The following is a 15,524-nucleotide window of genomic DNA, read 5'->3' as shown; positions in this document are numbered from 1 at the left end:
TTCCTTTCAAGTTCGAATCAATCTCGAACTACTCTACCCCTCAACCACGTACTAACCTACGCAGCGTACCCAAGAACCCGGAAATTCTTCGCTCGTCACCGTGGTCCGTTGGTGTGTAGTAGACCGCATCCTCTAAGCCGTCGGGAATGTACTGTTGTTGTACTACCCCCTTCGGGTCATCATGCGGGTAGACATAACCGACTGCATTGCCCATCGCTTTCGCGCCCTCATAATGCCCGTCCCGTAAATGCGCTGGAACCGGGCCAATCTTTCCCGCGCGCACGTCCTCCTGGGCGCGGGTAATCGCCTGAATCACTGCTGGCGATTTTGGCGCGGTAGCCAAATGAATCGTCGCTTGTGCAAGTGTCAGTCGACCCTCAGGCATCCCGATCAGCTGTACCGCCTGCGCTGCGGCAACTGCAGTTTGCAACGCTGATGGATCGGCCATACCAATGTCCTCCGAAGCATGAATGACCAGCCTGCGGGCTATAAAGCGAGGATCCTCACCAGCTTCAATCATCCGTGCCAAATAGTGCAACGCTGCGTCGACATCTGAGCCTCGAATCGACTTGATGAATGCGGAAACTACGTCGTAGTGCTGGTCGCCGTCCCGGTCGTAACGCACCACCGCACGGTTCACGCTTTCCCTCACGACATCAAGAGTGATTGTCTCCCCCGGTTCGACTGATGCTGCAGCTGCCTCCAAGTACGTCAAACTGCGGCGTGCATCTCCACCCGCCAAGGCTATGAGTTGCGCTCGCGCGTCGTCGGCAAGCTTCACGGAACCCGCGAGCCCACGTTCGTCTTGTATCGCTCGATCAATCACCACGCCGAGGTCTTCAGCCGATAAGGATTCAAGTTTCAGAAGCAACGAGCGTGAAAGCAGCGGGGCTACCACGCTAAATGAGGGATTCTCCGTCGTAGCCGCTACAAGCAACACCGTGCGATTCTCGACGGCAGCTAACAGCGCATCCTGTTGAGTCTTAGAAAACCGATGAACCTCGTCAATAAACAGGACCGTGCTCTCACCCGAGATCAAATCTCTACGCGCTGCATCGATGACCGCGCGGATCTCCTTCACCCCTGAAGACAGTGCAGAAAGACCAACGAAGTTTTGCCCCATTGTTTTGGCGATCAACGAAGCGATGGTTGTTTTACCAGTACCGGGTGGACCGTAAAGTATCACTGAGGCTGCACCCGATCCTTCTACAAGTCGACGTAGAGGTTTGCCCTCGGAAAGAAGATGCTGCTGCCCAGCAACTTCATCCAAACTCTGAGGGCGCATTCGGGCAGCGAGGGGTGCACCGTGACCTGCTGCAAAAAAGTCTGAGCCACGTTGTGCGCTACCATCATTGGCAGTCTGCTGGCCACTAGTCGGTAAGGAGTTACCGAATAGATCACCCTGCGACATGTTTACTCTCCTCAAAAACTACCGCTCAGTCCCGGCAGGCCGACCACCTGTGAGAAAAGCCGGAGCCCCAACAACCTACACGGTTGCCGACGCTCCGGCACGCGTTTGTCTCATTGCGCCGGCTCATCCGTGCGCAATGTCGACGCTACTTCTTCGGTTTAAAATCAACGCCAGTCTCTTTACGCTGCTCGTCTGGAATAGGCGCAGGCGCATCCGTCAGTGGGTCTACGCCGCCGCCGGACTTCGGGAAGGCAATGACGTCACGAATGGAGTCAAACCCGCCAAGCAAGGACACAATGCGGTCCCAGCCGAATGCGATGCCGCCGTGCGGTGGCGCACCGTAAGCAAATGCCTCAAGCAGGAAGCCAAACTTCTCCTTGGCTTCTTCCTCGGTGATGCCCATGACTTCGAAGACACGCTGCTGGACGTCTCGCTCGTGAATACGGATGGATCCGCCACCGATTTCGTTGCCGTTGCAGACAATGTCGTATGCGTATGCCAGAGCTTCGCCTGGGTTCTTCTCGAAGTCTGCCTTGAATTCTGGCTTCGGCGAGGTAAACGCGTGGTGCACAGCGGTCCACTTCGAGTGGCCAAGCGCAACGTCTCCGGAGGCTGTCGCGTCAGCGGACGGTTCGAACATAGGAGCATCAACCACCCAAGTAAACGCCCAATCGCCTTCCTTAATCAGGCCAAGCTTGCGAGCGATTTCCCCTCGCGCTGCGCCGAGCAATGCACGTGCACTCTTCGCGTCACCTGCTGCGAAGAAGATGCAGTCGCCAGGCTTCGCACCAACGTGTGCTGCAATGCCGGCCTTCTCTTCCTCGGTGATGTTCTTCGCAACAGGACCACCGAGCTCGCCGTCCTCCTGCACCAAGATGTACGCCAGGCCCTTCGCGCCGCGCTGCTTTGCCCATTCCTGCCAGGCATCAAGCTGACGGCGGGGCTGCGAAGCGCCACCATCCATGACAACGGCACCGACGTAGTCGTTCTGGAAGACGCGGAAGGTCGTGTCCTTGAAAAACTCAGTGCAGTCCACCAGCTGAATATCGAAACGAAGGTCAGGCTTGTCCGAGCCGTACTTCTCCATCGCGTCTTTGTATGTCATGCGCGGGATCGGAGTAGAGACCTCGTAGCCGATCAGCTTCCACAACTCAACAACGATCTGCTCCGCGAGAGCGATGATGTCGTCCTGGTCGATAAAGCTGGCCTCGATATCGAGCTGTGTGAACTCCGGCTGGCGGTCCGCACGGAAGTCTTCGTCGCGGTAGCAGCGCGCGATCTGGTAGTAGCGTTCCATGCCGCTGACCATCAAAAGCTGTTTGAACAGCTGTGGCGACTGCGGCAATGCATACCAGGTACCAGGGCGCAAACGCGCCGGCACCAGGAAATCACGCGCACCTTCAGGGGTAGAACGGGTCAACGTTGGCGTTTCAATTTCCGTGAAATCATTCGCATCCAACACTTTACGTGCTGCGCGATTCGCCGCTGCGCGGAGGCGAAGTGCTGCGGCCTGTCGCTCACGACGAAGGTCAAGGTAGCGGTACTTCAAGCGAGTCTCTTCGCCTACCTCGTTCGAAGAGGCGTCCTCAATCTGGAACGGCAGCGCAGCAGCCTTGTTGAGCACCTTCAGCTCAGAAACGTTGACCTCGATCTCACCCGACGCAAGGTTCGGGTTAGCCGAGCCCTCTGGGCGTGGTTCAACAACACCAGTTACCTGAATGCAGTACTCGCTACGCAAATCGTGCGCAGCTTCAGCGACTTCCGAATCCCTAAAAACCACCTGCGCGTAGCCAGAGCGGTCACGCAAGTCGATAAAAATAACGCCACCGTGGTCGCGCCTACGGCCTACCCAACCTGCCAGCGTGACGGTTTGTCCTTCAAGGTCTTTGCGGAGCTCGCCCGCGAGATGAGTGCGCAGCACAGTCTGTTCCACGTCCTTCCACGTGAGGTACAACATTAACTGTTGAAAGTGTACCCCCTTTGTCTCGCATGCGAAGGGACGGGTCCGAAGACCGTACCAATTCCCCATAAACGCCTGCGTCTATGGCATGCTTGTCCCATGACGTTTAACAGCAACTATCAGCGCGGAAGTGGCTACGCAAAGACTGGTTCAGGTGGGCGGCGTGGCGTCCCAATCGCCGCAGGCGGTGGTATTGGTGGACTTGTACTCATAGTTCTCTTTATTGCACTGGGCGGAAATCCGGCTGATCTCATCGAGCAATCTCCATCCGGCACAGAGCCGGATTCGAGCTACTCCTTGGAGCATTGCAACGAGGACAACGCTGCTAACAAATACGACGACTGCCGGGTCGAGGCAGCCGGCGTATCCGTCAACGGTGTTTGGAAAACGCTTTTGCCAGAGCAAGCTGGCCTTGACTACACCGAACCAGGCCTCACCTTGTTCCGGGACGCGACGCAGACTGGCTGCGGCTATGCTTCCTCAGCTACCGGTCCTTTCTATTGCCCCGCCGACCAAACAGCGTACTTTGACACCACGTTTTTTGAGCAGCTCAATGCACTCGGCGGGAACGACGCCCCGTTCACGCAAATGTATGTGACGGCTCACGAGTTTGGACACCACGTGCAGCAGATTGAGGGCACCCTCGGCCTCAGCAACTATAACGATCCTGGTGAGCATTCTGCTGCCGTAGCTATCGAAATGCAGGCCGACTGCTACGCGGGTATCTGGGCGCATTACGCGGACAAGGGTGACAACGCGTTGCTTGAGCCGCTAACTGAAGACGACGTCCTCGCTGCAATTGAGACCGCACAGGCTATCGGGGACGACAACATCCAACGCCGCTCGGGCGGCGACGTCAACCCTGATACCTGGACACATGGTTCTTCTGAGCAGCGAAAGACTGCGTTTATGTCCGGGTACAGGACCGGCAAAATGTCCGCCTGCGACACTCTCAACCGTGGCGTCTACAACAGCTAAATCTTTCTGGTGATGTAACATCGCGCGCATGTCACACAATGCAGTCAGCGTCGTTGATTTGTTCAGCATCGGAATCGGCCCATCGTCTTCTCATACGGTGGGCCCTATGCGTGCCGCGCTTGCATTTATCGAGGATTTGAGTGAAGCGCCCGCCGCAGTCAAGGTTGAGCTGCGAGGCTCCTTGGCGGCAACGGGTGTGGGCCACGGAACCGACCGAGCTGTGCTACTGGGACTTGTCGGTTATACCCCACTTACTACTTCTGCGGACACCCGGCCGCTTCCTGGTGAGCTCATTCCAGAACGAGGGCACATCCAAGGTCCAGAGCGTGAACTCGACTATGAAGTCGCGATGAACCCGGTGCCCGTCGCTAAGCACCCAAACTGCCTGATTTTCGATGCGTGGAACGCCGAGGGCGTGCGCATCGCTTCCCGTAAAGAGTACTACTCCGTTGGCGGTGGTTTTATCCTCGACCGCACGCAGATGGAAGCAAACCGCGACCAGGCGGGCGTCGCCACCGTACGCGATGCGGTTAACGTCCCCTACCCATTTTCCGATGGTGCGTCCCTAATGCGCCAGTGCGAAACTCATCAGCTATCTATCGCAGAACTCATGCGTGCGAACGAAGAAGCGATACACGGCAAGGACGTCCTGGATGCTCACCTCGACGCGGTCTGGGACACCATGCAAGAGTGCGTCGCCCACGGCCTAAAAACGGAAGGTGAGCTTCCAGGTGGACTATCAGTTCGTCGCCGCGCTCCTCGGCTACATCGCTTATTGACGGCCGAATACGAGGCCTCCGCATCTCGCGGCCTTGACGCGATGGAATGGGTCAACTTGTACGCTCTCGCTGTCAATGAGGAAAACGCCGCGCACGGGCGCATCGTGACCGCCCCGACGAATGGTGCGGCGGGGATTATCCCGGCCGTCATGCACTACTGCCGGGATTTTACCGACGACTTCGACCGGGATGCTGCGCATCAGTTCCTGCTGACCGCTGGAGCGATCGGCGCCATCATTAAGACGAACGCCTCTATTTCCGGTGCCGAAGTCGGGTGTCAGGGCGAGGTAGGGTCCGCATCGTCCATGGCCGCAGCCGGTATGTGCGCAATTCTGGGCGGCACTCCGCAGCAGATAGAGAACGCTGCCGAGATTGGCCTCGAGCACAACCTCGGACTCACATGCGATCCAGTGGCTGGCCTTGTGCAGATTCCTTGCATAGAACGAAATGCCATCGGAGCGGTGAAATCAATCAACGCGGCCCGCCTAGCCAAGCTTGGTGATGGAACCAATAAAGTCACGCTCGATGATGTAGTAGAAACGATGGCAGCGACAGGCCACGACATGATGAGCAAGTACAAAGAGACGTCAATGGGAGGCCTCGCTGTACAGCTTGGCCTCCCGGTCAACATCACAGAGTGCTAAATCAGGCTAGCTCACTGCCTGAATAATGGCCGTAGCCTGAAGCGGAACGGCAACTTGTTCGTGGCTCTCCAGATTCTTGACCGCCACTTCCCCGTTCGTCAGCTCCTGGTCCCCGAGCACGAGAGCAAAGCGCGCACCCGCCCGGTCAGCGCCTTTCATTGCGCCTTTCAAACCGCGACCACCGTACGCCATGTCAGCTGAAATTCCTGCGGCACGGAGCTCGTCGATAAGCGAGCTCATCTTGCGGCGAGCCTCCTCACCGATTGCTACGCCGAACACCTCAACGCGACGATCCAGATTCGGGAGCGCCACCTCCTCAGCCTCCAACGCGAGCACTGTCCTATCAACGCCAAGCCCGAATCCGATGCCTGACAGATCTTGGCCACCGATCTGCGCCATCAAGCCATCGTAACGTCCACCTCCGCCAATTCCCGACTGAGCCCCAAGACCATCGTGCACAAACTCGAAAGTAGTCTTTGTGTAGTAGTCAAGGCCTCGCACCATCCGCGGGTTAATCACAAACGGAACCCCCATATCCTTCAGCGTCCCGGTAACAGTCTCGAAGTGCTCGCGAGACGCATCTGAGAGGTGGTCCAGCATCAACGGCGCATCGGCTAGAAGCTCCTGTACCTCCGGACGCTTGTCGTCCAGAACACGAAGCGGATTGATTTCCACGCGGTGCTGCGTCTCCTCGTCTAACGGGAGCTTCTTGAGGAAAGCTTGGAGCTTTTCCCGGTATGCGGGCCTGCAGGTGTGATCGCCAAGGCTTGTCAGCTCGAGGCGAAAGCCTTTCAACCCAACACTCCGGTAGCAACGATCCGCAAGTGCGATAATCTCCGCATCAAGCAAGGGGTCGTCGACGCCAATTGCCTCGACACCAACTTGCTGCAACTGGCGGTACCTGCCAGCTTGCGGACGCTCGTATCTGAAAAACGGACCGGCGTAGTTCAGTTTCACCGGCAGATAACCCCTGTCAAGGTTGTATTGGATCACTGCACGCATGACGCCTGCAGTCCCCTCTGGACGCAAGGTCACAGAACGCCCGCCACGGTCGGCAAACGTGTACATTTCCTTCGACACAACATCGGTAGATTCACCGACACCACGGGCGAAAAGAGTTGTGTCTTCGAAAACCGGAAGCTCGATGTGTTGGAAACCCGCAACATGCGCCTGTCGCACGAACTCATCGCGGACATAAAGGAACTTCGACGACGCCGGGGGCACGTACTCCTGCACTCCCTTTGGAGCGCTCAGTGCCTTGAACTTTTCTTTTTGGGGTTTCTTCGTATCACTCACGGGGACTGAGTCTAGCTGTTCTCCGTCGCTACCGCAGCCATGGCTACTGATTACGAGCCTCAAGGAGAAACGGGTTCGTGGTTCGTTCGTGCGCCATGGTTGTACCGGGCCCGTGTCCAGGCAACAACGTTGTCTCGTCAGGAATCGCCCAAACCGGTCCACACAAAGAGGTTTTCATTGCCCCTGGATCGGAGTGTGGCAGGTCAGTCCGGCCGACGGACCCCGCGAACAGCACGTCGCCTGAAAACATGACGTCGCCCATCTGATAGAGGACACTGCCGGGAGAATGGCCTGGAGTATGAGTTACATCAACCCTAAAACTGCCGATTTCAAGTGGCCCATCTGCGTCAAACGTGCGGAGGTCCGATACGGCCTCCATCGAAGCGGCGTCGAAAAGCTCGAGTGTTGAGGCAGGAAGACCGCGTCCATGATCAAGCATGAACGCGTCAGCTGCGTGAATAAATACGGGAACCTGGTACCGCGCAACATCTCTCGTATGGTCAATATGGCCGTGGGTAAGAAAGATGGCTACAAGTTGCAGCCCCTCTTCCTTGAGAAACGCAGAAACGACCTGGTGTGTTCCCATGCCGGCATCGACGAGGCAGGCTAGCTTCGCAGAATCATCGATGATGACGTAGCAGTTCGTCTGAAACGGTCCCGACGTAAAACCTAAGATTCGCAATGCCTACCTCGCCGTCTACCTAAATCTCTCCGACTAGGAAAGGGCAGCCTCGGCAGCCGAGTAGTTGGGCTCGTTGGTGATCTCCTCGACCAGCTCGACGTGCACCACGCGATGATCGGCGTCAGTCACGATGACCGCGCGTGCAAGCAATCCCTTGAGTGGCGTTCCGTCAAGCGTGAGGCCGAACGCCGTGCCGAAATCAGAGCGGAATGCAGAGAGGGCCTCTACATTCTCGATGCCCTCTGCCGCGCAGAAACGCTGCTGAGCAAACGGCAAGTCCTTCGAGATACAAAGCACTGCAGTGTTTTCTGCAGATCCCGCGAGCTCATTAAACGCTCGCACAGACTTTGCGCACACGTCAGTGTCTAGCGATGGGAAAACGTTCAGTACCAGGCGCTTCCCCTCGTAATCGGTCAACTTCTTTTCCGAAAGATCGCCTGCGACTAGCACGGCGTCAGGAAGGGTGTCGCCTACCTTCGGAAGAGATCCAGATGTTTGCGACTCATTACCTTGAAAAAATACCTTTGCCATGCCCACGACCCTACATGAACTATCGGTAGCAAGCAGTCGCACAAAACACAGCAAAATACGACGGGTACAGTTACACCTGCTAATATTTCCCAGTCAACTAGTCAGAATAGAGGTACTACGGTGAGCAATAGAGAGCGCGGTCAAGAAGCCCTTAAACATCTGGAGCGTGAATTGAATTCACGCGATCGAAAGCAGAACTCAAAGCCCTGGTCGATCGCGGCGCTTTCCGCAGTTGTAATCGTGGCGCTAGGCGGCGGCATCTACTTCCTGGCGAACCAGGACGGCGACAGCACCAGCGAAGCACAAAGCTCGGCTGAAGAAACCACCGCCCCAAGCGAATTCGACGCCAACAACTACGAGGCAATCGCGACGAAGCGTGCCGAAGCACTCCCCGCCTCAGTCTCGTGTGAATACACCCCCGATACAGCACAGGGTGACAAGAAAGCAGACCTGCCGAAGACCGACAACGTCTCTACGACAGGGACCGTCAACGTCGAGCTCGACACCAGTGCAGGGCCGATTGGTATGGAGCTCGACCGCTCTGTCTCGCCGTGCACTGTGAATGCGATCGAACACCTCGCCTCTGCTGGCTACTTCAACGATACCGTCTGTCACCGGCTCACCGATGGCGACGGCCTTAAAGTACTGCAGTGCGGTGACCCGACTGGCGTAGGCAGCGGTGGCCCTGGCTTCCAGTTCGCAAATGAGTTCCCGACTGACGAAGCGCTCAAGGCGCTCAAGGACGCGCCTGCTCCTGACGGAGTGTCCCCCGAGGAAGCAGAGCAAATGAAGCAGATGGAGCTCCAGCAGAACCCTCAGAAGTACGCGCGCGGCACCATCGCTATGGCGAACGCCGGTTTGGATACCAATGGGTCCCAGTTCTTCCTGAACTACGGTGATTCAGTGCTGCCTCCGCTGTACACCTACTTCGGTCAAATCTCTGAAGAAGGTTTGAACACCCTTGACAAGATTGCTGAAAAGGGCGTCGAAGGCGGCGGCCGAGACGGCGCACCAGCCGAAGAGGTACGCATCAAATCGGCAACCGTAAAGTAACTACACAGTTGCCTCTCAGCTGCACAGGAGCAGTTTTCAGCCTATTCAAAGTCTTGCAAAACGTCTGATAGCCAACTAGAGTTTGCACTCGTACATTTGTCAATCCCGTCAGATTGGAAAATTCATGAACTTCCGTAAAAGTATTCTTGCAGCAGCCACTGCTGTAGCTGTCGCAACTTCTGGCGTTGCTGCTGCTGAGGCTGCAGAAAGCACCACCCCAACCACCACGGCCAAGCCAGCTTCGAACACCAAGACTGAGAAGGCCCCGACGGTGAAGAACACCACCTCCAAGAAGTCCACCACGAAGCAGGCTCCTAAGGATCAGTCGAGCGACGAGGGCTCCTCCGTCAAGGACATGTCCCCATCTGAAATCCGTGACTGGATCGCAGTGTTCACCGCCGTCATCGGTGCGCTCGGTACCCTGTTCGCATTCCTGGACAAGTACCTGCGCAAGTAGACCGCTGGCTAGGTGCCACACTGGCATCTCCCACTAGCGCACCCAAGTGGGGTAACCCGTGATCGGGTTACCCCACTTTTTCTATACACCGACGCGGTAGACGTCGAATACCCCTTCAACATTCCGGATCAGATTCATCACAGAAGCGAGCTGCTTCGTATCCGAAACCTGGAAGCTGAATCGAATCGTGGCAATACGGTCTTCCTTAGCTTGTGAGGAAAGCGATAGAATCGCCAATTTTTGTTCAGACATTACCCCCGTGAGTTCCGCGAGGAGGCCGTGCCGGTCAAGAGCTTCCACCTGAACGGTCACGATAGAGGTACCCGCAGAGCCGCCAGCGCCGGACCACGAAACCTCGATCAACCGCTCTGGCTCTTGCCTGAGCTTGTTCGCGTTGGTGCAATCTGTGCGGTGCACCGAAACCCCTCCACCGCGGGTTACGAACCCGAAGATATCGTCGCCAGGAACCGGCTGGCAACAGTTAGCAAATTTGGCCATTACATCCGGGCTGCCCTGCACCAAGACTACAGGGCCATCGCCCGAGGGTTCTGGTCGGATGATCTTTGAATGGGGCGTCCGATCCGCCAGAAGATCTGCGGCGTCTTCGACGTCACCAAACTGGTCGACCAGCATTTTTGCAACATGCCGGGACGAAACATTCCCAGCGCCGATAGCCGTGTACAGGGCATCTACATCGGAGTAACGCAGCCTGCGTGCAATATCGCGCATTGACTCAGGCGTAAATAGCCGGTGAAGTGGAAGTCCGCTCCGCTGTACTTCCGCTGCCAGCGCATCGCGTCCGACTTCGAGGTGTTCCTCGCGCCGTTCTTTCGCGAACCACTGACGCACCTTTGTTTTCGCACGCGGTGAAACAATAAAGTCTTGCCAGTCACGAGAAGGCCCGGCATTCGGGTCCTTCGAGGTAAAAATCTCGACGCGGTCACCATTTTGCAGCTGTGACTCCAGAGCAACCAGTTTGCCGTTAACTTTTGCCCCCACGCATCGGTGGCCTACCTCAGTGTGCACCGCGTAGGCAAAGTCCACAGGCGTCGAACCGGCAGGAAGGTTGATAACATCGCCGTGTGGCGTGAAGACGAAAATCTGCTTGCTTGTCAGGTCGTAGCGCAGTGAATCAAGAAACTCATTTGGGTCTGAAGCTTCCTTTTGCCAGTCAAGCAGTTGGCGCATCCACGCCATCTGATCTACTTCAGCCTGATCTCCCTTATGCGATCCTTTCGTCTCTTTGTACCGCCAGTGAGCTGCAACACCGAACTCGGCGTTGTAGTGCATCTCGTGCGTACGTACCTGTACTTCGAGAGCTCGCCCGCTGTTCGTCATCACCGTCGTGTGCAGCGACTGATACACACCGAATCGCGGATTCGAAATATAGTCCTTAAATCGGCCCGGCATTGCAGAATACATAGCATGGACGACGCCGACCGCTGCGTAACAGTCGTGGAGATTATCGACGAGCACGCGAACGCCAACGAGGTCGAAGATTTCGTCGAACTCGTGGCCTCGAACAACCATTTTTTGGTAGATGGACCAATAGTGCTTCGGCCTCCCCATCACCTCTGCGTCGATCCCGTTTTTCTTCAGTTCGGTTTGCAACTCACGAATAATCTCTGCAAGAGCTCTGTCCCGCGAGGGCGCTCGGTCAGCAACTAACCTCACGATCTCTTCGTATTTCTTCGGGTAGAGGATCGCGAACGCGAGATCTTCAAGCTCCCATTTCACTGTCGCCATCCCGAGGCGGTGTGCAAGCGGTGCAATCACATCAAGGGTTTCGCGCGCCTTCTTCGCTTGCTTCTCAGGAGGAAGAAAGCGCATCGTGCGCATGTTGTGGAGCCTATCCGCAACCTTAATCACAAGTACCCGGGGATCCTCCGCCATGGCAACGATCATTTTCCGGATCGTTTCTGCCTCTGCCGACGCCCCAAGCGCAACCTTGTCTAACTTCGTTACGCCATCGACGATTCGTGCCACCTCAGGCCCGAAGTCGGCCGTAAGTTCATCCAGGGTGTAGTCAGTGTCCTCAACGGTGTCATGCAACAGTGCTGCCACCAACGTTGTGGTGTCCATACCAATTTCACCACAGATCGTGGCTACGGCAAGCGGGTGCGTAATATATGGGTCGCCTGATTTCCGGAACACGCCATCGTGTAGCTGCTCAGCCGTCTCATAGGCACGATTCAATAATGCGACGTCGCACTTCGGATGGTGCCGTCGATGAATCGATAACAGCGGGTCCAGGACCGGATTGCTACGGACCCGCACACCGCCAGTGAGCGAACGAGCAAGTATTGCGGACACACTTCGCATCGAGGGTGTATTCCTCTTCGGTGCTTTCTCTTGAGTCACAGTCCGCCTCCAAACTCTCCTATTGGTCGAGCACTACCACGGGAACATCTCCTAAGCGGCTTCTACCGTCCAGTCCTTGTACCTCGAGCATTACTACGTATCCAACAACGCTACCACCTGCGCGTTGGATTAAATCGGTTGCTGCGGAAAGAGTTCCGCCAGTAGCAAGCACATCGTCAACGAGAACAACCTTCTTACCGTCCAGGTCAATTCCCGACGCCGGGATTTCCAAAGCTGCAGTGCTGTACTCGGTTTTGTATTCCTGTGTAATCACCGGCGGAGGGAGCTTCCCCTTCTTACGGATGGCGAGGATGCCTACGCCCATCTCGTATGCAACAGCTGAGCCCAGGAGAAAACCACGGGCATCCAGCCCGCCAACAAGGTCTGCTCCAAGATTCTCAGATACACGCGCCATTTCTTTGATAACAACCCGCAAGGCATGCGCATCTGCAAGCACCGGTGTGAGGTCTTCAAACAACACGCCCTTTTCGGGAAAATCTGGTACTTTACGGATCTTTTCTCGAAGCGCTTCCTTTGCGCTTTCAAACGTGTCCTTCGAATCGCCCATGGGTTTCTCCTTGGATAGCTTCATTTCTTTACTCATCAACGGACCATCGATCCATATTCCAGCCAATTCCCGACAAGCCTGTGTACATAACAACGTTTCCAACTCGCTGATCAATCGCGAACGAGCGAGGCTGTGCTGAAAGTGGCAGAATCGGAATCTCCCGCCAAAGCCAATTCTCTTGACGCCGCAATGCGTCGAGTTCCTGCACCCGATTGTTCGCAGCTGGGTACTCAACTTGAGAATCGATTGGCATCAAAAGCGCATCGATGGTGCCCTCTTTCTCTACGATCTGGCCTTGTTCGTCCATGGCATAGCCCGGCAACTCGGCCAACGTCGCTAGATTCTCCGACTGGTCGAGAACTTCAATACCCGCCGGTTCGCACTGTGCTCGGATCGTCTGAATCATTGCGGAGATCCGTGCCGACCGCATCGACGTCGAGATCCGTAGAACACTGCCACTTGCAGCACGTGCCTTTTCGACGTCATACTCAGTTGCCGTCTCACCGACACTTTCAATTTTCGACGCCAGCGGGTCACTATGCGCAACTACTTGCACTGGAGCAGCTGCAACCTCTAGGCCCGACATCTTCGAGGAAGTTTGTGCGACTTCAGACGGATTCACACAGTGAGCAAGCGCCCTGCGCCGTTCTGGTTCTGCCCAGGGGCCTGACTTGGCCATGACCAACGCGTCAGTCAGTTCCCCCACAACGCTGGTCACATCAACTGGTTCTCTCTCTGCGTTTACGTCGTACCAGTCTGGTGCTGGTTCTTCGAGGTTGCCGATTTTCAATCCGCCGGAGGCAACTAGTTCACCGGAATCTGCATTCCCCGGCCAGACCACGATCTTCTGCAGCGCTGGAGCATCACCGTAATAGGAATCATTAGCGACGAGGACTACTTCGCCTTCTTTACCAACACTCTCAATCTTGTACGGTCCGAAAGATACTTGAAGTTCAGGATCGTACTGCTTCAGGTCAAAACCGTGACGCCAAATATCTGCAATGCTTCGAAGGCTCATTGGGTCACGCACAGTAAGCACATCAACGAGCTCTTCCGCCGGCATTCCGACACGCGCTGCAACTGCGTGTGACGGCAAAACTGTTCCGGGTTCAAAAAGGTCGCGCCAACGGGCGCCACGGTTCTCCTTCATTGTGAGAGTGAAAGTTTTTGATCCGGGTTGACATGCCAATGTATCAGCGTCGTCGAAAAGAGGCATCCATGAACCGAAGAGCTCTGGTAGCTTCCCAGCTGTGAACGTCAACAGGTAGTCATTACACGTTACTGGGGTATTGTCGGAGAACACTGCAGCATCGGAGATGGTGTAAATCACCTGACGCCTGTCGCCGGGCAGCACTTGTGTCTCTACTAAGTCGGTATTAGGGATCATTTGCCCGTTGGGGCCCGGAACATAAACTCCGGGGTACAAACGACCAGATAGTTCTTGCGCCAACGTCGAGTGCCCCTCAGCGCTACCCGCGTTCACTGTGACCAGTGGTGCTTGTACCTGATAGCCAAACTCTTCGCTATTAGAGTTCGACGCTGGACCACCGTCGGAACACGCCGTTGCTAAAAACACGACAGAACATGCAGCAACGGCGCGTGAAAATACGCTACTCATACTTGGTTTACCTAGCGTGTCGACGGCCGCCAAGTGCTCATTGCCGGCGATTCGTCTCCATCGCTGCCTTCCACAGCACTACGAACCGGTGTATCAACGGTGCGCTTTGGCTTTACAGTGGCTTCATCGTCGTGGTCGACGATCTCACCGGCGCGGTATTTCTCTACTTCAACGTTGTGTTCCTTGTAAACGCGCTTGCGCTCCATAAGCGTTACCAGCAGCGGAGTCGCGAGGAATAGCGAGGAGAAGATACCTTCGATGACGCCGATCAGCTGGATCAAGGCGAGATCCCGGAGTGTACCCACACCGAGCATCCAAACTGCAACAATCATCAGCGCGACGATCGGGAGTGCAGAAATGACGGAAGTTGAAATCGAGCGCATGACCGTTTGATTCACTGCCAAGTTCGCTTCTTCAGCATAAGTCGAACGACGCGAGTCCAATACACCGCTAGTGTTCTCCTTCACCTTGTCGAAGACGATCACGGTGTCATAAATGGAGAACGTCAAAACGGTAAGCAGACCGATAATCATCGCTGGGGTAATTTCCAGCCCGAAGAGTGCATAGAACCCTACGATCAATATGCCGTCAATGATCAATGCACCCATCGCCGCGATGGCCATCTCTCGTTGCAGGCGGACAGCCACGTACACGGCTGCAGCGACGAGGAAGACCAGCATCGCCATCAACATCCGCTTCGTGATTGTGTCACCCCACGATTCGGAAACAGTCGAATCACCAATTGCGTCGGCAGACACTTCCCCTTCAGCATTCTTGGTGTGATGCTTCTCAAAGATCGCCTGCCGCGCTTGGTCGATTTGTTCCTGGCTCAGATGCTCAGCATTAATCTCAAGCGTCCGGGCATCACCGGCACCAATAATCTGAGTCAGTTCAGGAGTGACGCCGGTCGCGTCAATAAATGTTTCCTCGACTTCTTCGGCAACGAGATCATCGGCCGGCATCGAGAGTTTGGTACCGCCTTCGAAGTCGATACCAAGGTTGAATCCACGGACCAGCATCGCAAGCAGCGAGATAACTACCAGTGCCATGGTGATCCCGTACCAGAGCTTACGGCGACCGACGAAATCGATCGCCGCATCGCCCGTGTACAGACGCTCCCAACGGCCGGGCTCCTCGACAGTTGGTACGACGGAAGCAACGGTTTCAATTTGCGATGACGACATTG

The 15,524-nt window shown here is 56.0% G+C and carries 13 protein-coding genes; 4 read left to right on the top strand and 9 right to left on the bottom strand.

Translation table 11 applies throughout. The features are described from left to right. Window positions 1-40 precede the first annotated feature (40 nt). Window positions 41-1,411, bottom strand: a complete 1,371-nt coding sequence (locus QP802_RS01510) for a replication-associated recombination protein A (RefSeq protein WP_284817469.1) — start codon at window positions 1,409-1,411, stop codon at window positions 41-43. Window positions 1,412-1,556: 145 nt separating this feature from the next. Then, window positions 1,557-3,332: an aspartate--tRNA ligase gene (aspS, locus tag QP802_RS01505; protein WP_070477189.1), complete on the bottom strand. Its 1,776-nt coding sequence runs from the start codon at window positions 3,330-3,332 to the stop codon at window positions 1,557-1,559. A gap of 114 nt (window positions 3,333-3,446) precedes the next feature. Here aspS and ypfJ point away from each other — a divergent pair, with 114 nt between their 5' ends. Both ypfJ and QP802_RS01495 read left to right on the top strand, forming a co-directional pair. Further along, window positions 3,447-4,349, top strand: a complete 903-nt coding sequence (gene ypfJ / locus QP802_RS01500; RefSeq protein ID WP_255365768.1) for a KPN_02809 family neutral zinc metallopeptidase — start codon at window positions 3,447-3,449, stop codon at window positions 4,347-4,349. 28 nt (window positions 4,350-4,377) lie between these two features. Next, window positions 4,378-5,772, top strand: coding sequence for an L-serine ammonia-lyase (locus QP802_RS01495; RefSeq protein ID WP_070362384.1), 1,395 nt, complete (start codon window positions 4,378-4,380; stop codon window positions 5,770-5,772). Window positions 5,773-5,778: 6 nt separating this feature from the next. On the opposite strand, the gene hisS is transcribed toward QP802_RS01495, so the two are convergent. Genes hisS through tpx form a run of 3 tightly spaced genes read right to left on the bottom strand, consistent with a single transcriptional unit; the run spans window position 5,779 to window position 8,281 of the window. Further along, window positions 5,779-7,068: a histidine--tRNA ligase gene (gene hisS, locus QP802_RS01490; RefSeq protein WP_284817468.1), complete on the bottom strand. Its 1,290-nt coding sequence runs from the start codon at window positions 7,066-7,068 to the stop codon at window positions 5,779-5,781. Between the two features lie 43 nt (window positions 7,069-7,111). Then, window positions 7,112-7,750, bottom strand: coding sequence for an MBL fold metallo-hydrolase (locus QP802_RS01485; RefSeq protein ID WP_070477029.1), 639 nt, complete (start codon window positions 7,748-7,750; stop codon window positions 7,112-7,114). A 33-nt stretch (window positions 7,751-7,783) separates the two neighbouring features. Continuing rightward, window positions 7,784-8,281, bottom strand: coding sequence for a thiol peroxidase (gene tpx, locus QP802_RS01480; protein WP_070477027.1), 498 nt, complete (start codon window positions 8,279-8,281; stop codon window positions 7,784-7,786). Window positions 8,282-8,401: 120 nt separating this feature from the next. Between tpx and QP802_RS01475 the strand changes: the two genes are divergently transcribed. Both QP802_RS01475 and QP802_RS01470 read left to right on the top strand, forming a co-directional pair. Continuing rightward, entirely contained in the window at window positions 8,402-9,334 is a 933-nt protein-coding gene (locus tag QP802_RS01475; RefSeq protein WP_070477025.1) for a peptidylprolyl isomerase, read from the top strand. Between the two features lie 124 nt (window positions 9,335-9,458). After that, window positions 9,459-9,791, top strand: coding sequence for a hypothetical protein (locus QP802_RS01470; RefSeq protein ID WP_070976807.1), 333 nt, complete (start codon window positions 9,459-9,461; stop codon window positions 9,789-9,791). 81 nt (window positions 9,792-9,872) lie between these two features. Here the strand turns inward: QP802_RS01470 and QP802_RS01465 are convergent, their stop codons facing one another. The 4 genes from QP802_RS01465 to secF all read right to left on the bottom strand — a co-directional run bounded on the left by QP802_RS01465 (window position 9,873) and on the right by secF (window position 15,522). Continuing rightward, window positions 9,873-12,152, bottom strand: coding sequence for a RelA/SpoT family protein (locus tag QP802_RS01465; RefSeq protein WP_083290771.1), 2,280 nt, complete (start codon window positions 12,150-12,152; stop codon window positions 9,873-9,875). Window positions 12,153-12,171: 19 nt separating this feature from the next. Next, window positions 12,172-12,720 carry an adenine phosphoribosyltransferase gene (locus QP802_RS01460; protein WP_070477021.1) on the bottom strand — a complete coding sequence of 183 codons (549 nt, stop codon included), beginning with the start codon at window positions 12,718-12,720 and terminating at the stop codon, window positions 12,172-12,174. A gap of 28 nt (window positions 12,721-12,748) precedes the next feature. Further along, complete coding sequence (locus tag QP802_RS01455; protein ID WP_246814879.1) at window positions 12,749-14,107, bottom strand: ABC transporter substrate-binding protein; 1,359 nt, start codon at window positions 14,105-14,107, stop codon at window positions 12,749-12,751. Between the two features lie 242 nt (window positions 14,108-14,349). Then, window positions 14,350-15,522, bottom strand: coding sequence for a protein translocase subunit SecF (gene secF, locus QP802_RS01450; RefSeq protein WP_070477018.1), 1,173 nt, complete (start codon window positions 15,520-15,522; stop codon window positions 14,350-14,352). Window positions 15,523-15,524: the final 2 nt, after the last annotated feature.

The organism is Corynebacterium sp. UMB10119B (assembly GCF_030228125.1).
Taxonomy (GTDB): Bacteria; Actinomycetota; Actinomycetes; order Mycobacteriales; family Mycobacteriaceae; genus Corynebacterium; species Corynebacterium pseudogenitalium.
Note: the sequence above shows the minus strand (reverse complement) of the source record. Positions and strands in the feature narration are given on the sequence as shown.

Bases quoted from the DNA above. Each gene is read 5' to 3' on its own strand.
- QP802_RS01510 (WP_284817469.1), bottom strand. From the start codon at position 1,411: ATGTCGCAGGGTGATCTATTCGGTAACTCCTTACCGACTAGTGGCCAG.
- QP802_RS01495 (WP_070362384.1), top strand. From the start codon at position 4,378: ATGTCACACAATGCAGTCAGCGTCGTTGATTTGTTCAGCATCGGAATC.
- tpx (WP_070477027.1), bottom strand. From the start codon at position 8,281: ATGGCAAAGGTATTTTTTCAAGGTAATGAGTCGCAAACATCTGGATCT.
- QP802_RS01470 (WP_070976807.1), top strand. From the start codon at position 9,459: ATGAACTTCCGTAAAAGTATTCTTGCAGCAGCCACTGCTGTAGCTGTC.
- QP802_RS01460 (WP_070477021.1), bottom strand. From the start codon at position 12,720: ATGGGCGATTCGAAGGACACGTTTGAAAGCGCAAAGGAAGCGCTTCGA.
- QP802_RS01455 (WP_246814879.1), bottom strand. From the start codon at position 14,107: ATGATCCCTAATACCGACTTAGTAGAGACACAAGTGCTGCCCGGCGAC.
- secF (WP_070477018.1), bottom strand. From the start codon at position 15,522: ATGTCGTCATCGCAAATTGAAACCGTTGCTTCCGTCGTACCAACTGTC.